Source organism: Paenibacillus tyrphae, from assembly GCF_000722545.1.
GTDB classification, from domain to species: domain Bacteria; phylum Bacillota; class Bacilli; order Paenibacillales; family NBRC-103111; genus Paenibacillus_G; species Paenibacillus_G tyrfis.
Genome location: NZ_JNVM01000009.1, coordinates 35,447 through 56,922, shown reverse-complemented (window position 1 = coordinate 56,922; position 21,476 = coordinate 35,447). Strand labels below are relative to the sequence as shown.

At 55.4% G+C, this 21,476-nt stretch carries 19 protein-coding genes; 6 read left to right on the top strand and 13 right to left on the bottom strand.

The window, feature by feature from the left end; translation table 11 throughout:
* Positions 1-38: 38 nt before the first annotated feature.
* The 4 genes from ET33_RS11835 to pckA all read right to left on the bottom strand — a co-directional run bounded on the left by ET33_RS11835 (position 39) and on the right by pckA (position 5,484).
* On the bottom strand, positions 39-1,217 hold the full coding sequence (locus ET33_RS11835; protein ID WP_036681084.1) for an ABC transporter permease: 1,179 nt from the start codon (positions 1,215-1,217) through the stop codon (positions 39-41).
* Positions 1,214-1,933 (bottom strand): ABC transporter ATP-binding protein, encoded by a 720-nt coding sequence (locus tag ET33_RS11830; protein WP_036681236.1) that lies wholly within the window; start codon positions 1,931-1,933, stop codon positions 1,214-1,216. The genes ET33_RS11835 and ET33_RS11830 overlap by 4 nt, the downstream gene beginning before the upstream one ends.
* A 22-nt stretch (positions 1,934-1,955) precedes the next feature.
* Positions 1,956-3,698 carry an efflux RND transporter periplasmic adaptor subunit gene (locus ET33_RS11825; protein ID WP_036681081.1) on the bottom strand — a complete coding sequence of 581 codons (1,743 nt, stop codon included), beginning with the start codon at positions 3,696-3,698 and terminating at the stop codon, positions 1,956-1,958.
* A gap of 202 nt (positions 3,699-3,900) precedes the next feature.
* Entirely contained in the window at positions 3,901-5,484 is a 1,584-nt protein-coding gene (gene pckA / locus ET33_RS11820; RefSeq protein ID WP_051775266.1) for a phosphoenolpyruvate carboxykinase (ATP), read from the bottom strand.
* Between the two features lie 228 nt (positions 5,485-5,712).
* Here pckA and ET33_RS11815 point away from each other — a divergent pair, with 228 nt between their 5' ends.
* From ET33_RS11815 to ET33_RS11805, 3 genes are all read left to right on the top strand, one after another.
* Complete coding sequence (locus ET33_RS11815) at positions 5,713-6,396, top strand: RNA polymerase sigma factor (protein WP_036681079.1); 684 nt, start codon at positions 5,713-5,715, stop codon at positions 6,394-6,396.
* Between the two features lie 100 nt (positions 6,397-6,496).
* Positions 6,497-6,868: a VOC family protein gene (locus ET33_RS11810; protein WP_036681075.1), complete on the top strand. Its 372-nt coding sequence runs from the start codon at positions 6,497-6,499 to the stop codon at positions 6,866-6,868.
* A gap of 240 nt (positions 6,869-7,108) precedes the next feature.
* On the top strand, positions 7,109-7,918 hold the full coding sequence (locus ET33_RS11805) for a class I SAM-dependent methyltransferase (protein ID WP_051775265.1): 810 nt from the start codon (positions 7,109-7,111) through the stop codon (positions 7,916-7,918).
* 69 nt (positions 7,919-7,987) lie between these two features.
* Here the strand turns inward: ET33_RS11805 and ET33_RS11800 are convergent, their stop codons facing one another.
* Positions 7,988-9,604 (bottom strand): glycosyl hydrolase family 18 protein, encoded by a 1,617-nt coding sequence (locus ET33_RS11800; RefSeq protein ID WP_036681073.1) that lies wholly within the window; start codon positions 9,602-9,604, stop codon positions 7,988-7,990.
* Positions 9,605-9,787: 183 nt separating this feature from the next.
* A complete protein-coding gene (locus ET33_RS37405) occupies positions 9,788-9,934 on the bottom strand; it encodes a DUF4023 domain-containing protein (RefSeq protein ID WP_081890293.1) in 147 nt (48 codons plus the stop codon).
* Positions 9,935-10,147: 213 nt separating this feature from the next.
* Here ET33_RS37405 and ET33_RS11795 point away from each other — a divergent pair, with 213 nt between their 5' ends.
* The 3 genes from ET33_RS11795 (at position 10,148) to ET33_RS11785 (ending at position 13,644) form a co-directional block, all read left to right on the top strand.
* Positions 10,148-11,068 carry a DUF2167 domain-containing protein gene (locus tag ET33_RS11795; RefSeq protein ID WP_036681070.1) on the top strand — a complete coding sequence of 307 codons (921 nt, stop codon included), beginning with the start codon at positions 10,148-10,150 and terminating at the stop codon, positions 11,066-11,068.
* A gap of 164 nt (positions 11,069-11,232) precedes the next feature.
* Entirely contained in the window at positions 11,233-12,168 is a 936-nt protein-coding gene (locus ET33_RS11790; protein WP_036681067.1) for an MraY family glycosyltransferase, read from the top strand.
* A gap of 186 nt (positions 12,169-12,354) precedes the next feature.
* Complete coding sequence (locus ET33_RS11785; RefSeq protein ID WP_036681065.1) at positions 12,355-13,644, top strand: right-handed parallel beta-helix repeat-containing protein; 1,290 nt, start codon at positions 12,355-12,357, stop codon at positions 13,642-13,644.
* Positions 13,645-13,744: 100 nt separating this feature from the next.
* Here ET33_RS11785 and ET33_RS11780 read toward each other — a convergent pair whose 3' ends face one another.
* The 7 genes from ET33_RS11780 to ET33_RS11750 form a co-directional block, all read right to left on the bottom strand.
* Positions 13,745-14,743, bottom strand: coding sequence for a zinc-dependent alcohol dehydrogenase (locus ET33_RS11780; protein ID WP_036681063.1), 999 nt, complete (start codon positions 14,741-14,743; stop codon positions 13,745-13,747).
* Between the two features lie 37 nt (positions 14,744-14,780).
* Complete coding sequence (locus ET33_RS11775) at positions 14,781-15,593, bottom strand: carbohydrate ABC transporter permease (protein WP_036681062.1); 813 nt, start codon at positions 15,591-15,593, stop codon at positions 14,781-14,783.
* A gap of 27 nt (positions 15,594-15,620) precedes the next feature.
* On the bottom strand, positions 15,621-16,553 hold the full coding sequence (locus tag ET33_RS11770) for a carbohydrate ABC transporter permease (RefSeq protein WP_051775264.1): 933 nt from the start codon (positions 16,551-16,553) through the stop codon (positions 15,621-15,623).
* An 86-nt stretch (positions 16,554-16,639) separates the two neighbouring features.
* The gene (locus tag ET33_RS11765) at positions 16,640-17,926 is read right to left on the bottom strand and encodes a sugar ABC transporter substrate-binding protein (RefSeq protein ID WP_036681060.1); all 1,287 of its coding nucleotides are present in this window, start codon (positions 17,924-17,926) and stop codon (positions 16,640-16,642) included.
* A 304-nt stretch (positions 17,927-18,230) separates the two neighbouring features.
* Positions 18,231-19,607 (bottom strand): extracellular solute-binding protein, encoded by a 1,377-nt coding sequence (locus ET33_RS11760; protein WP_036681058.1) that lies wholly within the window; start codon positions 19,605-19,607, stop codon positions 18,231-18,233.
* Between the two features lie 155 nt (positions 19,608-19,762).
* Entirely contained in the window at positions 19,763-20,143 is a 381-nt protein-coding gene (locus tag ET33_RS11755; protein WP_036681056.1) for a YmaF family protein, read from the bottom strand.
* Positions 20,144-20,243: 100 nt separating this feature from the next.
* The gene (locus ET33_RS11750) at positions 20,244-21,359 is read right to left on the bottom strand and encodes an aminopeptidase (RefSeq protein ID WP_036681054.1); all 1,116 of its coding nucleotides are present in this window, start codon (positions 21,357-21,359) and stop codon (positions 20,244-20,246) included.
* Between the last annotated feature and the right edge of the window lie 117 nt (positions 21,360-21,476).

Sequence of the window (21,476 nt, the reverse complement as noted above, 5' to 3'; positions counted from 1 at the left end):
AAGCTGCTTCCTCCTTTAGTAAAAACTGGATGACAAGATTAATCGAAACGGAGCGCATCGATCGGACGAAGCTTGGACGCTTTGTTCGCCGGGTACAAGCCGAACACGACGCCGACGAGCACGGAGAACAGGAATGCATACAAGCCGATATCCATCGACAGCTTGGTCGTCTGGTTCGGATTGATCATCGGCCAGAGAAGCGCCAGACCGCTGCCGAGCAGCAGCCCGATTAGGCCGCCGATGCCGCTGATTACCGTCGCCTCGACGAGGAACTGCATCAGAATGTTGCGCCGCTTCGCCCCGATCGACTTGCGGATGCCGATCTCCCGCGTCCGCTCGCTGACCGTGACCAGCATAATGTTCATGATGCCGATGCCGCCGACCAGCAGAGAGATGCAGGCCACGCTGATCAGTTGGTTCGTAAGCGTACTCGATGCGGCGACCCGTGCGTTCATCAGCTCATCCTGATTGACGAGATTGAAGCCTTGATCGCTTTTGAATTTATAGGTCAAATACTGCTTCATCGTATCCTGTGCTTTGTAAATGTCTTCCTTCGTCGGCGTATCGACATAGGTCGTCCGGATATTGCCGAGCTTGAAAGCACGCTGCGCCGTCGTGAGCGGGACGAAAACCGCATTGTCCATCGATGTGCCGCCCGCCCCGGTGCCCTTGCTTTTCAGCTTGCCGACCACCGTGAAGACGACGCCGTCGATGTTGATCTGCTCGCCCGTCGGGTCGAGCGTGCCGAAATACGTTTTCGACACCTCGCTGCCAAGCACGGCAACCGGGTTGCGAAATTCGAGATCGGCGTCAACAATGAAGCGTCCGGTCTCCAGCTGGCCTTTCATAATGCTGAGATAGCGGTCATTCGTGCCGGTCACCGTAAATTTCTCCTGTGTCCGGTCGTACTTGATATTGGAGCTCGCTTTATTGATCGTCGGAGCGATCGAGGAAAACTCCGGCAGCTGCTCCAGCTGCATCAGATCGTTGTAGTCGAGCTGCTGCGCACGCCCCGTCCCCAGCACGTTGACGACGAGCATGTTCGTGCCCAGGTTCTCGTACTGCTTCTCGATTTGATCCGACGTGCCGCGTCCGATCGCAACGAGCGTGACGACCGAGCTGACGCCGATAATCACGCCGAGCATAGTGAGCATGGTGCGCATCGGATTGGACAGCACCGTCCGCAGCGCCATGGTGATCAGTTCCGTCGTTCTCATGCCGTCACACCCGCCGCTCCGGCCGGAATCTCAGCCAGTCTCTCGTCACGCACGATCAGGCCGTCCCGGATCGACACCACACGTTTGGCGTTCTCGGCGATATGCAGATCGTGCGTGATCAGCACGATGGTGTTGCCCTGCTCGTTGAGCCGGATAATCAGCTCCAGCACTTCCTTGCCGGTCTTGGAATCGAGCGCTCCCGTCGGCTCGTCGGCCAGCATCAGCGACGGCGACACCGCCAGCGCGCGCGCAATCGCTACCCGCTGCTGCTGTCCTCCGGACAGCTCGCTCGGTTTATGGTGACCGCGTTGTCCCATCCCCAGCAGCTCCAGCATCTGGAGCGCCGTCTCGCGGCGCTTCTTGGCCGGCACGCCCGAGTAGAGCAAGGGCAATTCCACGTTTTCCAGCGCCGTAAGCTTGGGAAGCAGGTTGAACTGTTGAAAAATAAAGCCGATTTTTTTATTCCGCAGCTCGGCGAGCTGGTTGTCCGTCATCTTCTCGGTAGCCACGCCGTCCAGCTTGTAGGAGCCGGAGGTCGGCACGTCCAGCAGTCCGATCGTGTTCATGAGGGTCGACTTCCCGGAGCCGCTCGGCCCGACGATGGCAACGAAGTCCCCCCGCTCCACCGTGAGCGACAGATCGTTCAATATGCGCAGCTTTTCCGCGCCCCGTTCGTATTCCTTCGTAATGTTTTTCAGCTCAATCATCGGTTCCATGCCGGGATTCCTCCTTTCGCCGTTATCTGCCGCCTTGGCCGCCGCCTCCATTGGAACGGCTTCCGCCGCCGGCATTTCCACCGCCTGATCCGCCTGAGCCGCCCGCGCCTCCTGCGCCGCCTCCGCCCGGAGCGAACTGGAAATTGCCGCCGCCCGGAAATGCTCCGCCTTGGCCGCCCTGGAATTGCTGACGCAGCTTGTCGATATCGGTCTGGCTCAAATTTTGCCGCTGCTGCCGCACGGGCACAACGACTTTGTCGCCTTCCTTGAGCCCTTCGGTAATCTCCACATCGGTTTTGCTGCGGATGCCGATCTTGATCTCCTTCTCCTCCCGCGTGCCGTCGGACCGTTCCACGGTAACGAGCCGTTTGCCTTTTTGCTGCTGGAGCGCCTCCATCGGCAGGACGAGAATGTCCTTTTTGTCCTGGATCAAAATGTTCGCCGTTCCCGTCATGCCGTAGCGCAGGTCGCCCGTATTTTTGACCGCCACCACCGCGTCGTAGAACGTCACCCCGTTGGTCGTCGTTCCGACCGTGGACACCTGGGTCACTTCTCCTTCGAATTTGCGCCCCGGCAGCGAATCGACGGTCACTTCCGCCTTCATGCCGCTCTTCACGTTCGGCAGATCGAGCTCGTCGACCTGAATGGGAAGCTGCATAAAATCGAGGCTAGCCACCGCTCCGAACAAGGTCGTCGCTTCTACCTTGGCCCCTATCGGATAGCTCGCTAGCACATTCGTTTTCTTGTTGGCAAAATCCGTGGAAAACACCCCGTCAAAAGGCGCCTTGAGCGTCAGCTTGTTTAACTTGTCCTCCAGACTGGCAATCGTCGCCTTCTGGCGCTCGATCGCCGCCTGCTTGTTTAAAATATCGCCGGCCAGCGTGTCGCTGCCGATTACGGCGATCAGATCGCCTTTGTCCACATGATTTCCGGACTTCACTTTCAGTTCGCGGATGCTTCCGTTCGCCCCAGCGAACACCGTCTCGGTTTTTATGTAATCCAGCGTTGCCTTCTCCTGCGAGTCGACGCTGCGTCCGCCGATCGTCGCCGTCCCTTTCACTTTCATCCCGGCATCCAGCGTTCCGTCGTTCGCTACGGTCACTTCGACATCAACCAGCTTGCTGCCGGTGCTGTCCGACCTCGTCAATGTCCCTACCGATGTGATCGTTCCCGTCTTCGTCAACAGGAAGCCGTCGGGAGCGAGATCGAGCGTGTCGCCCTTCTTCAGCTGCGTCGCGTCCTCCAGCAAAAACGGCAGCTTCACCGTCAACGAAGAAAGATCCGCAATCGTCCCCACGCGGCTCGATTTGGTCGTGTTCGAGCCCGCGTCCAGGTTGCCGGACAACGTCAACTTGCCGCTGATCGGAGCGGTAATCCGCATATTCCCCTGCTGGGTCCGCAGATCGTTCAAATCATTTTCCGCCTGCTGAAGGCTCGTTCGCGCTTCCTGCAGGTTCGTTTCAAGCGTCGGATCGGCGATTTCCACCAGCAGGTCGCCTTTTTTAACCGGCTGGTTCCGGGTCAGGTTCATCGTCTTGATCGTTCCGTCCGCGGGAGCGATAATGTTCTGCATGTCCCTTGCCTCGAATTGAGAAGTCCCGGATACCGTTGACCGGATTCCCCCTTTTTTGACCTCGACCGTCTTTTCCTGTACGCTGGCGGCCGACTTTTTCGGTTTCTGTTGCAAATACACATACGTTCCGGCTCCGACCACCAAGAGGCCGAGGACGCCGATGATCCATTTTTTGTAGCGCAGCCACGCCATCCGCGTATCTCCTTTCTAAAATCGATGTTGCTCGATTACCCCTTTCAATGTAGCACCCGTTTGTGAAAAAAAAGTGAAATGTCGCTTAATCCCAACTTAAAGTAAGAGCGGCCATCCGGTGCTGCGACTAAGGAACGTCAAAAAGCCCGCAGCAACGATAAAATCGTTGTTGCAGGCTGGTGCTGACGTATCCAAATAAAGCTTAACTCAAACGAGGACCAGCGGCGCGAACCGCCTCAGGCGCATCTGCGAACTTCCCGAAGTTCTGAACGAACCGTTCGGCAAGCTCTCGGGCTTTGGCGTCGTAAGCTTGTTTGTCCTCCCACGTGCTGCGCGGCTGCAGCACTTCGTCCGGTACACCGGGAACATGGCTTGGCACCAGCACGCCGAATACCGGGTCTGGGGTAAATTCCCCCTGCTCCAGCTTGCCTTCCAAGGCCGCCGTGACCATCGCGCGGGTGTACGCCAAATTCATCCGCTTCCCTACCCCGTAAGGTCCTCCGGACCAGCCAGTGTTCACCAGGTAGACGCGGGCTTCGTGCTCGTCGATCTTGCGTCCCAGCATCTCGGCGTAGACGCTCGGACTCAGCGGCAGGAACGGCGACCCGAAGCAAGCGGAGAACGTCGTTTCCGGCTCCGTCACGCCACGCTCCGTTCCGGCCAGCTTCGACGTATAGCCGGACAGAAAATGATACATCGCCTGCTCCTTCGTCAGCTTCGCGATCGGAGGCAGCACCCCGAACGCATCGGCCGTCAGGAAGACGATCGTCTCCGGATGTCCCGCCGTACCGGGAATCACCGCGTTCGCAATCGATTCGAGCGGGTAAGCAGCCCGCGTATTTTCCGTGCGGGAGCCGTCATGGTAATCCGCTTCCAGTGAGTCCGGGCGCAGCACCACATTTTCCAGCACCGCTCCGAACCGGATCGCACTCCAAATTTGCGGCTCCTTCTCCTCGGTAAGCCCGATGCACTTGGCGTAGCAGCCGCCCTCGAAGTTGAACACGCCGCGGTCCGACCAGCCATGCTCGTCGTCACCGATCAAGCGGCGGTTCGGGTCGGCGGACAGCGTCGTTTTGCCCGTACCGGACAATCCGAAGAACAGCGCCACGTCGCCCTTGTCTCCAACGTTGGCCGAGCAGTGCATCGGAAATACGCCGCGGAAAGGCAGCAAATAGTTCAGCACGCTGAAAATCGACTTTTTCATCTCGCCCGCATATTCCGTGCCGCCGATCAGCACGATGCGCTTCTCCATCGAAACGGCAATGAACGTACCGGATTTCGTCCCGTCTGCGGCAGGATCAGCCTGCAAGCCGGGTAGCGCAATCACCGTAAATTCCGCGCGGTGCTCCTTCAACTCCTCGGCCGTCGGGCGGATGAACAACTGACGCACGAACAGATTGTGCCATGCATATTCGTTCACGACCCGAATCGGCAGCCGGTATTCTTCATCCGCACCGGCGAAGCCGTCAAACACATACAGCTCGCGTTCCTTCATATATTGTGCCGCTTTGGCTAATAAACGATCGAAGTGCTGCTCCGCCATCGGCTGGTTGACGGCTCCCCAAGCGATGTGGCCGTCGACGGAAGCCTCCTGCACGATATATTTATCCTTGGGCGAACGGCCCGTAAATTTTCCGGTGAAGGCCCGCAGCGCCCCGCTGGATGCAAGCTCCCCCTCCTGCCGCTTCAACGCAGCTTGAACCAACACAGGAACCGGCAAATTATAATGAACGTTCCCCCCGGCAAGAAGTGCCGCCGTATCGAAGCTGTACTCCGTCGTTTTCATGCAATGCCCCAACCCTTTCTGTCTTCATGTCATTCTCATTTATTGTACACTATTCGTTTATATATTGTATACTATTTGATCATAATGTTCACGGTTTATACTAATAATTCCGCAAACTAACCAAAAATCAGGATTTATAAGAATAAAACTTATAAGAAGGTATTTGTTTCCTTTTGGAGAAATATTAGGGTGAGTAATCCGAATTTGCGGGCTTGTCCGGGAGGTAATATGCGCCACATTCAATCCGTCTTGAACAAGTACTGTTTGAAAATCACCGGATCGCATTGGGAAGCCGAGGACCTGGCGCAGGAAGCGCTCATTCGCGTGCTGCAAGTGCTGCGCGAGCAGCCTGACCGTCCGATCAGCAAAGCGTATTTATTCCGCATCGCCAAAAACCTGTGGATCGACAAGCAGCGCAAAATGATGCGCCAGCCCGCCGTGCCGCTTACAGACGCACACTTGGCGCAGCTCTCTTTTCAAGACAACCGGCTCCGGACCCGCGAGCTGCTGGAAACGCTGGCTCACCGGCTTCCCGTCAGCCAAACCGTTATTCTGCTGCTTATGGACGTATTCGATTTTACGGCGCGTGAGACCGCAGCAATGATCAATTCCACGGAAGGCGCGGTGCAGGCCGCCCGGTCCCGGGCAAGGAACAAGCTGAGAGCGTTGGCGGCGGAACCCGCAGAAGAGGACGGTCTGCAGTCAGGGGAACGGCAAGCCCCTCCGCCCGCAACGTTGTTCGATGCGCTTGTCGACGGACTTCGGGGGCGAAACCCCGAGGCGATTTATAGCGCGTATTTGCGGCTGAATCGACAAGGCTATCGGATCGGCGGCATTCATAGACTGGCTCCCGACAAATTGTACTTTACCATCGAGGATCTGGATGGTAACAAGCTGATGGTGAGCACATGAGCCTTTTGTGCGAAACCGTGTACGGTTTTACCCTCGGATTCCGTTTCTTGTCACGTGAACCCGATTTTCCAAATCCAACGCATCAAAGGAGGTTTTTCAGATGATCAAGCACATCAAACGGATCGACACCGTCTTCGTCCCGGTTACGGACATTTCCCGGTCGAAAGAATGGTACATGAACCTGTTCAATTTCCGGGTCGTTTATGAAAGTCCGGACGGCAGCTATGTCGGCTTCCGGTTCAACGAATCGGGTCCGCTGCAAACGGGACTCACCTTGTACCAAACGGACCAGCTTCCCGAGTCGCGGCATATGGCCTTCAATTTTTACACCACGGATGTCGATGCGTCGTACGCTTATTTTACGGAGCGGCAGGTCCGCACATCCGAGATTCACGGAGCAGGAGGCATGCGCTTCTTCGACGCATGGGACCCGGACGGCAACGGCATCGGCGTCGTGACGTTCCCCGAATAGCGCACAGGGGATTGCTTCGCGCGAAAAAAGAGGGGTTATCCGGAACGTGGATAATCCCTCTTTTGCGGTATAAAAGGCGCAGAATATCTTCCTGCCGCTTGTTTCTACCCCGCTCCAACAACTCCTTCCACTTCGGGTTCTCGAATATATACTATAAGAATAACTTTTCACCATGAACGAATATTAAAAATTTACTTAATCGCCGATTGAAATATACTGTATTACAGGAGGCGATATATAATGAAAGAACAAGTGAATTTCGGAAACGTCTCGCAGGATTACGCCCGTTACCGCGACGAGCTGCCTGCGAGGCTGGCCGATTGGCTGGAAGCGCACGGGGCTTTGAAGACCGATGCACGGGCGGTCGATCTCGGCGCCGGGACGGGAAGCTTCTCCCGGCTCTTGGCTGGCCGCGGGGCAGCGGTGACCGGCGTCGAACGGTCGGCCGAAATGATCGGTGAAGGGCGCCGCATCGCAGACGGTAACGATTCATCCGTCGTCTATGTTCAGGCTCCAGCGGAAGCAACCGAATTGCCCGCAGACCTGTTCGATCTGGTCACGGCCGCGCGCGCATGGCATTGGTTCGATCGGCAGCAGGCCGTCTCCGAAGTGCGGAGGCTGCTTAAGCCGGGCGGCTTTCTGGCCGTCGTCGATTCGGTCATCTTGGCGGCCGAAAGCGAGGCGGCCCGCGCAACGTTCGAGTTGATCCGCAGGCAGATGCCGGACGGCAAGCTGAAGGCTCCGGGGTCCATGGCGGAAAGCACGGAGCGGCGCAATGGGTTTCCCTTGCGATGGTTCGATGAATGGGCGGAAGGCGGCTTCCAGGAAAAAGACAGCGGACAGTTCGGCTATGAACTGCGTTTTACACCCGACGCCTGGAGAGGCAAGGTTCGTTCAATCTCCTGGTTTTCCCAACTGGACACGGACAGCAGGCAGCAGGTCGACCAAGAAATGGCCGAGCTGTTTCGCGACGTGACGGAGCTGACGATCCCCCACCGCTGTTCGTTCGTCCTGCTTCAAAAAGAAGAGCGGCCCCCGGCTCGGCTCTAACCGCACGCAAGCCAAAAAGGCTGCCGCCCGACGATCCGTTAGGCGTGCAGCCTTCTGCCTTATTGCGTCTTAGCGCTTGGCTATCGTGTCCCAATCGGCTGCGGTCACATTCCCCATGTGCCACAGCGAGACACCTTTTAGTCCGTAATACTTGGCCAGCCATAGCTTTTTGGCGATGCTGTCCGCATCCTCGTAATAGATCGTATGGCTGCCTCGCTCGTCTTGAAAGGCGATTTGCTTTAGAAAATAAGGATAAGTGCGGTTCAACGCTATGCCTGGGAAAGCCATCCGTTTCTCCACCTCCGCGATATCCGGCTGCGCCAGCGTCACCTTCCCTCCCGTCGCGACCCACTGATTCGCCTGCTTCGAGGTGCCCAGCACCAGCTTCTCTTTAGGAACGGAGAGGAGCGCTTGCTTCACCGTATCGCTAACCAGCGGCAGCGGAGCCGACGGCAGCCCGGAGTCTTGATGGGTGAAATCGTAAGCCATCAAAATAACGCTATCTGCGACCTCGCCGATTCCGCGCAGGTCGTACCCTTTATAGTAATACGTCGGCGGTACGGCCACCGTTAACGTTTTGCTCCCGAGGCTCGCCTTCACTTCACGCAAAAACGCTACATAGTCCGCGGCAGCGTCCGCTTCCTTCAGCCCCTCCAAGTCGAGGCAAACTCCCGTGAACGCCTCTCCCGATTCGGACAGCACGGATTTCAGCGATTCGACGAAGCTTTTCCGCGCCGCGGCATCCCGGAGAAACTCCTTGACGCGGTCGCGCGGCTCGGTCGCGAAGATCATCAGCTCCTTGCCGAGCTTCGCCCGGGTGGCGGCATCGACGGGCTCCTGCCAGCCGTCCGGAAACCGGTACTCTGTCGACTTCGTATCCAGCTTCGCGCTTCCGGCGCCCTCGTAGGATAAACGGGACCAGCCGAACGCGACGCGATCGAGCAGCGGCATCCGCTGGATGGCAGGGTACGAACGGATCGCATAGAAGCCGGTCACTTCAAGCTTTCGCTGCGCGATTCCGGCATTCAGCAGCCGGTAAATTGTAGCGGCGGCTTCCTTGCGCGTCAAAGAGCTGGCGGGACGAAATCCGTTCGCGTCGCCTTCCATAATCCCTTGGCGGACGGCAAAATAAATGTAGGGCACCAGACTCTGATTTATCGCATCTTGATCGGAAAAGCGCCGCAGCTCCCGCTCCTTCGTCCATTCGCCTTCCGTCCAGCGCTTCGCGACATCAGACGTTTCCAGGCTCAGCAAATATTTTCCGATGGCGGCGGCCACTTCCTCCCGCTTCACCGCAAGTTCCGGGCGAAGCGCTCCCGACGCATCCGGCATAAAATCGATCCACTGCTTATTCAGCGCCGCGATAAGGTAAGGATAAGACCATCGCTCCGCCGGCACATCCGTCAGCTTTATATCCGCTTTGCCCTGAACGTTCCCGCCATCCGGGCGCGCCGCATTCACGAGCAGCTTGACGAACGCTTCCCGGGACAAAGAATCGTTCGGGCGGTACGTCAGGTCTTCGTAGCCCTCGATCACTCCGAGCGCCGACAAGGAGTATACGGCGTCCTCGGACCAGTCCTTGGGCGCTAAATCCGCAAACGGCTTCAACTGCGCCTCGTAAGCGGAAGCCGTACCCGCAGCCGCCAGCAGCATTCCTGCAGCAAGCAGCGCCATTTTCTTCATCATTCCGTCTTCCCCTCTCTATAGTAGCGTAATGTTATACGCCACGAAGAAAGAGGAGGTTGCGCTCGGACTGGCTGATAACCGTCTGACAACTGCCTGACACCAAGCTAACGTGCCTGTCATCATACGCCGCAGCAGCAAGAAGCCCGACGGAGCTTTGCTTCCGGCGGGCTTTCAGGTACGGAATCAGTCTTGGTTGCTTTTCCGCTTTGTCGGCAGCTGCTTCCCGGGATGGCCTTTCCCCTGATGCTCCCGGTTTTTCTCATCCTTCTCCTGCGTGTCGTGCAGCTTGTTCAGCCAGGCTTCCGTATCGCCGGTCAAGTCGTCTCTCATCTGCGATTTCCCTCCTTTCGTCGACGCTATTATGCCCTTGCCGCTGAAAAATATGGGGCAAGCGCCAGGCAAGCAACGAACTGGCCCGCGCGATACCGATGCGGATAAATATTTTATTATTAAATTTTTTTTAGATTTATTAATTTATTGTTCACTGATCCGATAAAAGGAAAGTATGTCCTAACAAAGAACCGACAAAAGGAAGGGATTGGATTGAAAACGTTACGTCTTGCTTTGATTTTTCTGCTTTCGCTGGGGCTTGTCGCCGGACAAGCGTCGGCCGAAGGCGAAGGAGCAAAAGGAAACAACTACCACTGGATTAAAGGGGGAACCAAGGTCGATCTCGGGACGGTAGCCACCTTGGATTTGGGCACTCCGTTCGTTTTTTTGAACGGCGACGACACCCGCAAGCTGTTGAAGGATTCGAAAGATATTCCGTCAGGCAAAGAAATCGGCAGCATTTTTCCCGTAAACGAGCAGGAGCAATGGGAAGTCATTCTGGAATATATCGATACCGGACATATTAAAGACGAAGAGAAGAAAGATTTGGATGTCGATGCGATTCTCAAGAGCTACCGGGAAGGAACGGAAGAACAGAACAAGCAGGTGCCGGATGAGAACAAGCTGCAAGTGACCGGTTGGGATGTGAAGCCTTTTTACGACGAGAAGACGCATAACCTTACATGGTCGATTGCCGCCCAGAACGCGCGAAAGGAAGCGCTCGTGAACTACAACGTCCGCATGCTGACCCGGACAGGCTACATCTCGGTCGTTCTCATCTCCGACCCTGCGCATCGCGCAAAGGATCAGGAGCTGCTGGCCAGCCAGATCATTCCCAAAATTGCCGCAAAACAAGGCCAACGGTACGAGGACTTCGACGCATCGAAGGACAAAGTAGCGGAATATGGGCTATCGGCCCTTATTTTGGGCGGTGCCGGGCTGGCCGTTGCCAAAAAAGTCGGACTGCTGGCCATGATTGCGATCTTTTTGAAAAAAGGATGGATTATTGTGGTGGCCCTGCTTGCCGGCGGCTGGACATGGATCAAATCCAGAATGGGCCGTTCGCGTCGCAACGATGGGCCCACTCCGCAGGAGACGACGGCAAAGGAAGAAAACTCAAACCCGCAGCCGTAGCATACGATAACAGCTTCAGCCACCCAAGCTGCCTGACGCAATCCTGATAAACCGATGACTGCGCTTTGTCTCGGATAAGCCGTGTGGTATAATGGGGAATCATAGCCACTCGATTATTGACGGAATGTGGAGGGATTTTTATTCTTTATGTGGCCGCGTTTCTCATGTCATTTACGATCGTATTCCTGCTCATCCCCCCGCTGCGCCGCCTGGCGTTTCGCATCGACTTTGTCGACAAGCCCAAAGTCGACAACGAAAGGAAAATACATAGGGAACCGATCCCATTGACGGCCGGACTTGCCATCTTTGCGGGGTTCGTGATCACCTACCTGTGCTTCATACGGGACGATTGGAAGCAGTCCGCCGCCATCCTGGCCGGATCGCTGCTGATTCTCGTCATCGGCATGGTGGACGACTGGTACAAAACCCACGGCAAGGAGCTCGCCGCTTGGCCGAAGCTGATCGTGCAGCTGTCCGCAGCCGTCATCGTGTACAGCTCCGGCGTCGTCTTTTACGGGTTCAACAATCCGTTCACCGGAAGCGACATCCTCCTGCCGGTCTGGCTGCAATTTTTTCTGACGGTCATGTGGATTTTTGGCGTGACGACGGTCATTAATTTTACAGACGGTATGGATGGGCTGGCCGGCGGTTTATCGGCGATTTCGGCGGTCACGCTGTTCGTTGTCGCGCTGGCTAAGGCACAGTCCGATTCGGCGATGCTCGCCATCATTCTGGTCGGAGCGGCACTAGCCTACTTGAAATACAACAAGCCCCCGGCCAAAGTGTTCATGGGCGACGCGGGCGCGACGCTGTTCGGCTTCCTGCTCGGCGTCATCGCGTTGGACGGGGCGTTCAAAGGCGCGACCGTACTGTCGCTGCTTGTTCCGATTCTGGCGCTCGGCGTACCGATCTTCGATAACCTGTTCGTCGTGTTCAAACGGATGATGAACGGCAAGCCGATCTATCAGGCCGACGCTAGCCAAGCGCATTACCGGCTGCTGCGCAGCGGCTTGAATCCGAAGCAAGTCGTGCTGTTTCTTTGCTTGATCAATACGTGCTTTAGCTTAACCTCGATCATTTTACTACTGCTTACGGTATAATCTATCGCGTCATTTATAGGAATTGCAAAACAAGCCTGTCGCACAATTGCGGCAAGGCTTGTTTTGTTTTATAGCGAAAATCATCTCTACCTTAAATATTAACGATTCTTTATATACTAAACGTATCTCTATTTCAAGGAAATTCGTATAATAGATACGAATTGTATAGTTAATGGAGGTCAGATCATGAATAACGACAACAAACAAATCAGCAGAAGAAAGCTGCTAGCTTCCCTGGGAACGCTCGGAGCCGGCGCCGCAGGAGCCAGTCTTTTAAGCGGCGTTGACAAAGTGTACGGAAACTCGGTTACGAATGCCGTTTACGGCTCCGCTGCGCTCAATGTCCCGAGCACAAATTTCGTAAGTGTCACGGACGCTCCTTTTCAAGCTGATCCCACCGGGAAAAACGATAGCTCGAAAGCGATCAACGATGCTTTTGTCTTTGCCGGTCAAAACGGCAAAGCCGTATTTTTCCCAGGCGGAACCTATGTAATAAAAAAAACCATCAATGTTCCGTTGCACGTAAGCTTTTACGGTGTGGGACATGCCTCCGAAATTAAAGCGATAGCCCCTATCAGCATGTTTAAATTTGCAAGCCAAGGCACAAGCGAGTACGGAAACCGGTACGGAGAAATGTCCGGATTGTACGTCAATGGCAATCAGATTGCGACAATCGGACTGGAACTGGCCTTTGTCGTCGTCGAGCGATTATTTCAAGCGGTTCAAATCGAAAATGTAGCCGGTCCGGCCATACGAATGGATTCATCCCAAAACAATACGTTCGTGTCCGTCAACATTGAGCGCTGCACACAAGGCATCGTCCTGCTTAATGGAGCCGGCAATAACGCCTTCTACCGCTGCGAGATTAACGATCCTGGAGACGTAGGAATATTGTTTGATTCGAATGAATCCCTTACCGGTTACGGCAAAAATGCATTCAAAAATCAATCCACAGGCAATGAGTTCGATAAATGCATTATCGAAAGAGGCACAACCACCAATTACGGAGTTTACATCAAGACCGGATACCGAAACGTATTTTGGAATTGCGACATCACCGCCGGCAGGCTGGCCAAAGTAAAGATCGAATTTGGCGAACATCAATCGCTTAATGGATTTTACCGCTGCGCCTTTACATGCTCAGATAAGGAGGTCGCCATTTCGGCGGGAGGCTACCGAACGATGATTCAAGACTCGATTATCGACGGGTATAAGGAAGCCAATCCGACCTGCATTGAAGTATTCAACGAAACGCATATCATTCATTGTCACCTTAGCGCTCAGACATACAAGATTGTGAACAAAGCCGGAGATCAAAAATATAATATCCGCTTCGAGCCGCTTAATGCGGTGGGATCGACGGAAGACCGGCCGAATCACGGGCATATGGGAGTCGGGGTCCAATATTTTAATATTACCACTGGGATGCTCGAAATCTGGAACGGCGAGGCATGGAAAAGCGTGGCCTATCGATAATCAATAATCCTTCTGAATAACGCCAAAGCCGGCTCCAAGCTTCTTCTTCGGAAGAGCCCGGAACCGGCTTTAGTCATGCCGCCACTTTGTTATTTTCAGGTCAATAAGTAAGCAGCACGCCAAGCGTTTCTTTCGGGGCGCGCAAGTACCATTCGTACGCCTCTTCTACCCGGTCCACCGGAAGCTTCTTGGAAATCAGCGGCTTGACGTCGATCTTCCGCTCGCCAAGCAAACGGATGTATTCATACATGTTGCGTCCTTCCGTCCAACGCACGAAGCCGACCGGGTAATCGACGCCATCCTGCTCGTAAGCGGTGTCGTACCGTCCCGGTCCGCCCGCACGCGCGATGCGCAGCTCCGCTTCTTTGGCGAACATGAGCTCCCGGGACAATTCCGCATGCATGTCCCCTACGATGACAATGCGGCCCCGGTCCCGCAGCCAACCCAGTGACCGGTTCAACAGCTCCGCGCCTCCGCCGCCGGCGCACAAGACGACCGCATCCGCGCCTTCGACCAAGTAATCCGCCCGCAGCGAATCCTCCAGCTCTTCGTAGGAAGCAAACACCGTTTGGAGCCCGGATCGCCGGAGCATCGAGCACCGCTCCTCCAGCAAATCCAGCGCGTACACCCGGTATCCCGCCGCTTCCGCAATTTGGCAGGTGAGCTGGCCGAGAATGCCCAGCCCGACCACGGCTACTTTGCTGCCGAATTGCAGCCCGGCCTGCCGAAGCCCATGAATCGCAATCGCTCCGAGTCCGACGAACGCCGCCTCTTCGGACGACAGGGAGTCCGGGAGCGGCACGGCGAGTGCTTTGGGCACGGCGAGCAGCTCCGCGTGCTTCACGTACGGGGCTCCGTAGCAGGCGACACGGTCGCCGGGGCGGACATGCGTCACCCCTTTGCCGGTTTGGAGCACCGTGCCGACCGCGCTGTAGCCGAGCGAAACCGGAGTCGCGCCGGCCCGTTTCTTCATTTCGATCTCGGTGCCCGGGCTGATCGCCGAACATATCGTGCGAACCAGCATCATATTCGGCTCCACGACGGGCTCAGGCACTTGTCTGACCTCCGCCTCTCCGTTAATGGCGACTACTGCCCTCATCATGGTTTCCCCTCTCTCTTTCCTAACCGAATCTATATTATTTTAAGCCGGACATCGTAATGCCTTCGGTGAAGTAACGCTGGAAAAACAAAAAGATCAAAAACGTCGGGACGAACGAGATGACCGCCCCGGCCATTTCGAAGCCGAAGTTGCCCTCCTTGGTCAACAAGGAGGCGAGCCCTACGGTGAGCGGGAACATTTTCTCGGATGTCGTAAAAATAAGCGGCGTAAACAAGTCGTTCCAGCACGAGATGAACGCGAACGTTCCGACGGTCGCCAGCGCCGGCTTGGCCAGCGGCACCATGAGCCGGAACAAGATTTTGAAATCCCCGGCCCCGTCAAGATAAGCCGCTTCTTCCAGATCCTTGGGGATCGTCTGCATGAACTGCCGTACCAGAAAAACGCCCATGATCGCCCACAGCTCCGGCACGATAATGGCGGAATACGTGTTGATCCAATGCATTTTGCTGAACATGATGTATTTCGGAATAATCAGCATTTGGTTCGGGATCATGACCATCGCCATAAAGCACCAGAAGATCGTTTCTTTGAACCGAAACTGCTTTTTGGCGAAAATATACCCGAGCACGCCGGCGAAAAACATCTGCGTCGCCACCGGCACCAAAGTAATGACGAGCGAGTTGAACAGCCAGCGCATCATGCTGCCGCTGTTGAAAATGTAACCGTAGTTGTACCAGGTCGGCCGGTCGGGAATCCAAAAGGAAGGATCGGCGAGCGCCACATCCAGCTTTTTGAACGAACCGAGCACCATTACGACAAATGGGAACATGAACGCGATGCCCGCCAGCACGAGCGGGATATAGACCAACGCTTTTCGCCCAGCCGTCATGCCGTCCGCCTCCTTTCTCCGCGAAGTTTAATGGTAGGATACGTCTTTGCCGAGAAATTTGCGCTGCACGAGCGAAATCGTGAAAATGATGAAAAAGAGCACATATGCCAGCACGCTGCCGTAGCCGAAGCGAAGCGACGTAAAGCCTTCCTGATACAAGTAATACACGATCGTCGTCGTCGAATAATCCGGACCGCCTCCCGTCAGCAGGAACGCGGAGTCGAAAATTTGAAACGAACCGATGGTCGTAATGATCGCCACGTAAAAATGAATCGGCAGCAGCAGCGGAAACGTGACGCTCCAGAACGTTCGCCAGCCCGTCGCGCCGTCCATCTTCGCCGCTTCGTACAGGTGCCCCGGAATCGACTGCAGCCCGGCGTAATAATACACCATCGTGCTTCCGCATACTTTGAAAATGCTTAAAGCGGCCAGCACCGGCAGCGCCTGCTTCGAATCGGAGAAAAAGAGCTGCGGTTCGATCCCCGCATAGCTGAGCAGATGGTTGACCACCCCGTAGTCCGTTCCCTTGAACAGCCAAGCCCAGATGCCCGACAAGATGACGAACGACGTGACGACCGGGAGGAAAAACATGCCCTTGAACAGTCCGGCCAGCTTGACTTTGGAGTATACGAGCAGCGCCAGAATCAAGCCGAATGCCATCGTCGGCACGATATAATAGACCGAGAAAAGCACGGTGTTCCAGATCGACCTCCAGGCCAGCTTATCCTGCAGGAACCGTTCCCAATTGCCGAGTCCTGCGAAGGACGGCTCGCCGATCATCGGCCAATCCATGAAGGTTAGCACGAAGCTGAAGACGAGCGGAGCAAACTGAAATACGACAAAATGCAGCAGCACCGGCACCAGGAAAACGTAGATGATGGCATTCTTTCTCCAGCTCTGCGCGATCCGGCCGGACAGCCTGCTGTGATGTTGGATATGCGAGTTTCGTACGGATTCCATACGGCGAATCGTCACCTCCGGCAGGTCCGAGGCGCAGGAAGAGACGGCGGCAGCCGCTGCCCCTCCCCGCCACCTTGGTTTTGGAATTACTTTTTCGCGTCGAGCTTAAGTGCTTCGGCGGCGGCATCGGCCGCTTGCTTCGGAGTCTTCTTGCCTTCCAGCATCGCGCCGATCTCCGCTTGAATCTTGGGCATAAACCCGCGGGCGGCCGGATGGGAGATACCGGGGATCGTCAGATCCGCGTACTTCATAAATTCCTTCATGTCTTGGTCGTCGTTATAAATGTCGCCCGCCGATTTGCGCACGGGCAAATAGCCCGTCAATTTGTTGAACGCTTTGGCCGTGTCCGTATTCGTCAGAAATTTAGTGAATTCGACGGCGGCGGCTTTATTTTTGCTCGTTTTCGAGACGACGAACATGCCTACCGTACCGAAGCTCGCCTGCTTTTCTTTTTTCAGTGGCGGTCCGATCACGTATGGTTTTTTCTGCGCTTTTAGCGTCGTCAGCGTCGAGCCTTGCCCCCAGACCGCCAGCATTTTGCCGGACAAAAATTCGGGGAACTGGTTGTCGCTGGAGATCGAGTCCTTCGGAATCCAGCCGTTGTCGTACATTTTCTTCACATATTCGAACGCCAGCACGCCTTTGTCATTGTTCAAAATAATGCTGCCTCCGTCGTCCGTCACATTACCGCCGCTCTGCCACAGTAAGGGGTACAACGTCGCATTACAGCAGCCGGCGCCGCCTTCGAAGTTGCGTGCATAGTAGCCTTTGGCCTTCGCCTTCTCGGCCCAACGGTCGAATTCGTCCCAAGTCGTCGGAAGCTTCGCCGGATCTTCGCCGATTGCTTTGATTACGTCCGGGTTATAGATCATCGTTTGGACCTCTTGCAAAATCGGAAGCGCATACAATTTACCTTGATAAGTAGCACCGGCCAACGCTCCCTTGCTGAAATCGTCCGTTTGGATGTCCTTGCCGTAGGCGTCAAGCGGCTCCAGCGCATTATTGCCGGCAAACTGCGGAATTTGATCCGGAAGCTGATAGAAGACGTCCGGACCGGACCCGGCGGCGAGCGCGGTCAATATTTTTTGCTCCCGGTTTTTCCACGGAATCTCTTCGTAGTTCACTTTCACGTCGGGATATTTCTGCTTGAACGCGGCGATCGTGTCGTTCCAGAACGCTTTGAGCTGCTCCTTCTTATCGTCGCCGACGTAAGGATGCCCCCATACGGTAATTTCTCCGGCTACCTTATCCCCTGCCGCACCCGGAGCGGCTGTGTTGTTAGAATTGCTCGCACCATCCGAGCCGCAGCCGGACAATACGATGCCGAGCAAAAGCACAGCCGGCAGCATCATCGATAATGCACGTTTGGTCATAGATAAGACCCTCCTCGCTTGTAAGACTGAACTGACGAATCCATGACTTGTTTCGGACCCACCGGACGTTGATCGACGGTTGACGCTGCTTTCTTTTGACGGACGGGCCGCCCCCCTTTCAGCCATAAGAACCAATAATGACCCAGATAAGGGAAAAGCGATTGCATTTGTTTTCTAGATCATATCTGGTTTTTATTTATACTATAACGACATCGGAAAGCGCTGTCAACCGTCCTGTCAAAAAAATTATAGGGGCACATGATTCATTGTCACAGCCCGCAAAAAAGAAAAGCCGTCCGGCTCCTCAGGACAACGCCTCCTCAAGCCGACGGCAAATCGTATCTTCCTCTTCCATCCAAGACCAGAACCACTTCAGCTCCTGGTGCATCGCATCCACCTGCCTAGCGTTCAGATGAATGTCCGTCGTCCAGCGGAACGACGGAATAATTTCGCGGTACATGGGGTAACGCGACGGATGCTTGACCGCTCCCTTTCCGCGCCACTCCGCGGCCTTCTTCAGGCTCGGAATGCTGAAGGTGTTCTGACGCATCGTCAACTGGGCCGCTTCTCCCAGCAGGTAATCGATCAGCGTCCGCGCCGCTTCCTTTTGCTCCGAATGGCGGTTCATCCCAAGCGCAACCGAGAGCAGCAGCGTCCTCGGTTCGTTCAGGTACGGCAGCGGCGCCACGTCGAAAGAAAACCCGGCCTCCCGGATATCGTTCAAGTTGAAATAGGTCGTCATGATCATCGACACTTTTTCCTGAAGGAACAGCGCCTCCGCGTCGGCATCGTTCTCCGCCGCAAACCGCGGAAACACGCCTTCCTTGTAGACCAGCTCGCGGCATTTGCGCAAGCCTTCCAACAGCTTCGTTCCGCAAAACGACGGACGACCCTGCGCGTCGTAGCGGACTGATTCCCCGCTTTGCAGCAAAAATACCGGCCACCGGTTCTGGGACAAGAAATAAAAATAAAACCCGAACCGCCCCCGCTCATCCGCGAGCTTCTGCGCCGTTTCGGTCAAATCGTCCCATGTCCAGCCACTGTCCGGCTCCTCCAGCCCTTTGTCGGCAAAATGATCGCGGTTATAGCACAGCACAACCGGGGAAAAGGCGAACGGCAGCGCCAAGTACCGGTCGCGATGCTTGAAGGCGCTCTGCAGAAACGGATACTGCCCGGCGGGCGGGTTCATAGGCTCCAGCCACTCCTGCCGCCCGCTGTCAACTACAAGCTGATAATCGGTATGGTTGATCGTAAATACGTCGACCATGCCGCCCTGCATATATTCTTCGATCGCCTGCGCGTAATTTTCGTAAGGAAGGGCTACCGTCTGCACCCGGATTTGCGGATAAGCCACATGAAAATCCGACAGCAGCCGGTTCAAGTCCATCTGTTCCATGACGGAAGTGTAATAACCCAGCTTGATCGTAACGCTGCCTTGAACCGCGGGGCTGCTGACCCGATTGCCGACTCGCGGCACCTTCTCGATCAAATGCTCGTCTACCAGCATATCCAATCCTTTGCGGACCGAATTTTTACTGAGCTGGTACTGCTTGCCGAGCTCCACCTCAGACGGCAGGTGTTCTCCGACGGAGAGCTTGCCGCTCACGATATCTTCTCTGAGCTGGGCGACCATATGATCCAGACGCTTATGAAACGTCGTGCGGCTGGGCTTTTTCGGCATCGCAATGTCCCTCCTGCCTGTCGAATAAACTGGTTCTCATCTAGTTTATATAATGGCGGGTTTGATGTCAATGCACGCAGCATTTACAAGCTTGCATGTACTAAAAAAACGCCTGCTCCGAGCTGAGTCGGAACATGCGTTTTGGGGTACGGACGTTATACCTCGTTGCCGGTGTTGCCACCGTACCTGTGAGTGTGAGGTATTCTGCCGTTCACAGTCGTAACGCCTTCAAAATAATGGTAATGACCTCCGCCGGACAGCGGGATGGCCGGGCCTGTAGTCCCCCGAATGGTATGGCTATGGCCGTCGTCAAACGAAGTGGCGGCGAAATAGCCGTGGACATGCTGAACGCCGCTGGGCGCCGGCTCGGTCATGCCGGCATAATGATGCCGATGCCCAACATCGTACGAAGTCGTTCCCGAAAAAGGATGGACGTGAACCGGCCGACCGTCCCACGACGTAATGTACAGCCTGTGTGCGTGATGAGGATCTTCATCGCCGGAATGAACCACGAATCCCGTAACGGGGATGTCCATGTGCACCAACCTCTCTCCATGATGGTTAATACTCCATCGTATGAGAAGAGAGCTTTGGACGTACAGGCGTTTGTCTAATGCGAATCGGTCCGCTGTACGCCTATTTCAGATGCTCGGGATTCAGCTTCTCCAGCTCCGGCACGACAAAGCGGCCGTCCTTGCGGATCAGACGATCGTCAAAATAAATTTCGCCTCCGCCGTATTCCGGACGCTGGATCAGCACCATATCCCAGTGAACCGAGGACCGGTTGCCGTTATCCGCATCCGTGTAAGCGTTACCCGGCGTGAAGTGGATGCTGCCGTCGATTTTCTCGTCGAACAAAATGTCTTTCATCGGCTGCTGTATGTACGGATTGACGCCGATCGCAAACTCGCCGACAAAGCGGGCCCCGTCGTCGGTGTCCAAAATTTCGTTCAGCTTGGCCGTATTGTTCGCCGTCGCTTCAACGATCTTGCCGTTGTCAAAGCGGAGCGTGACGTTCTCGAACGAAGTTCCCATATAAATCGTCGGAGTGTTATAAGAGATGACGCCGTTGACCGAATCCTTCACCGGCGCTGTGAATACTTCGCCGTCCGGAATATTGTTCTGACCTGCGCATTTGATCGCCGGAATGTCCTTGATCGAAAAGCTAAGATCGGTGCCCGATCCGACAAGCCGCACCTTGTCCGTCTTGTTCATCAGCTCGACAAGCGAGTCCATGGCCCCGGACATTTTGCTGTAATCGAGGTTGCACACTTGGAAATAAAAATCTTCGAACGCTTCGGTGCTCGTATTTGCCTGCTGCGCCATCGACGGGTTCGGATAACGCATCACGCACCATTTGGTATGGTTGACCCGCTGATCGACGACCGGACGCTGGTACACCTTCATGAATAAGCGCAGCTTATCCTCAGGCACATCGGACGTTTCGGTGATGTTGTCGCCGCTGCGAACGGCAATGTAAGCTTGCATCTGCTTCATGCGGTTCAGCTCGATGGCCGCCATCCGCTCGTACAGCTCCTGGTTGCCGCCCAGCATCAGCTTGCGCGTAACTTCGGGATAGCGGAACTCGATAAACGGATGTCCGCCAACCGCGTATACCTCTTCTATTAAACACTTGGTCAATTCGTGATCGCGAAGGCCGATCATTTCAATCAGGATATTCTCACCCGGCTGAAGGTCGACGGAATACCGTACCAGGTTTCTCGCAAACTGCTGCAAACGTGGATCTCGCATCTTCTTTCTCTCCTTTGGGGACAGCATCTTGAACTCACCTTCTCAACGTACCAAATTTTCACGGAAAGTTCAAACCCCTAATGAAGGTTTTCATATAAAAGATCACAATAATTTTTA

What these genes read in the sequence shown, in the direction of transcription:
- ET33_RS11755 (WP_036681056.1), bottom strand. Translation starts at nt 20,143, where the DNA reads ATGGACATCCCCGTTACGGGATTCGTGGTTCATTCCGGCGATGAAGAT.
- ET33_RS11775 (WP_036681062.1), bottom strand. Translation starts at nt 15,593, where the DNA reads ATGACGGCTGGGCGAAAAGCGTTGGTCTATATCCCGCTCGTGCTGGCG.
- ET33_RS11835 (WP_036681084.1), bottom strand. Translation starts at nt 1,217, where the DNA reads ATGAGAACGACGGAACTGATCACCATGGCGCTGCGGACGGTGCTGTCC.
- pckA (WP_051775266.1), bottom strand. Translation starts at nt 5,484, where the DNA reads ATGAAAACGACGGAGTACAGCTTCGATACGGCGGCACTTCTTGCCGGG.
- ET33_RS11810 (WP_036681075.1), top strand. Translation starts at nt 6,497, where the DNA reads ATGATCAAGCACATCAAACGGATCGACACCGTCTTCGTCCCGGTTACG.
- ET33_RS11830 (WP_036681236.1), bottom strand. Translation starts at nt 1,933, where the DNA reads ATGGAACCGATGATTGAGCTGAAAAACATTACGAAGGAATACGAACGG.
- ET33_RS37405 (WP_081890293.1), bottom strand. Translation starts at nt 9,934, where the DNA reads ATGAGAGACGACTTGACCGGCGATACGGAAGCCTGGCTGAACAAGCTG.
- ET33_RS11800 (WP_036681073.1), bottom strand. Translation starts at nt 9,604, where the DNA reads ATGATGAAGAAAATGGCGCTGCTTGCTGCAGGAATGCTGCTGGCGGCT.
- ET33_RS11750 (WP_036681054.1), bottom strand. Translation starts at nt 21,359, where the DNA reads ATGCGAGATCCACGTTTGCAGCAGTTTGCGAGAAACCTGGTACGGTAT.
- ET33_RS11805 (WP_051775265.1), top strand. Translation starts at nt 7,109, where the DNA reads ATGAAAGAACAAGTGAATTTCGGAAACGTCTCGCAGGATTACGCCCGT.
- ET33_RS11785 (WP_036681065.1), top strand. Translation starts at nt 12,355, where the DNA reads ATGAATAACGACAACAAACAAATCAGCAGAAGAAAGCTGCTAGCTTCC.
- ET33_RS11780 (WP_036681063.1), bottom strand. Translation starts at nt 14,743, where the DNA reads ATGAGGGCAGTAGTCGCCATTAACGGAGAGGCGGAGGTCAGACAAGTG.
- ET33_RS11760 (WP_036681058.1), bottom strand. Translation starts at nt 19,607, where the DNA reads ATGCCGAAAAAGCCCAGCCGCACGACGTTTCATAAGCGTCTGGATCAT.
- ET33_RS11765 (WP_036681060.1), bottom strand. Translation starts at nt 17,926, where the DNA reads ATGACCAAACGTGCATTATCGATGATGCTGCCGGCTGTGCTTTTGCTC.
- ET33_RS11790 (WP_036681067.1), top strand. Translation starts at nt 11,233, where the DNA reads ATGTCATTTACGATCGTATTCCTGCTCATCCCCCCGCTGCGCCGCCTG.
- ET33_RS11815 (WP_036681079.1), top strand. Translation starts at nt 5,713, where the DNA reads ATGCGCCACATTCAATCCGTCTTGAACAAGTACTGTTTGAAAATCACC.
- ET33_RS11770 (WP_051775264.1), bottom strand. Translation starts at nt 16,553, where the DNA reads ATGGAATCCGTACGAAACTCGCATATCCAACATCACAGCAGGCTGTCC.
- ET33_RS11825 (WP_036681081.1), bottom strand. Translation starts at nt 3,698, where the DNA reads ATGGCGTGGCTGCGCTACAAAAAATGGATCATCGGCGTCCTCGGCCTC.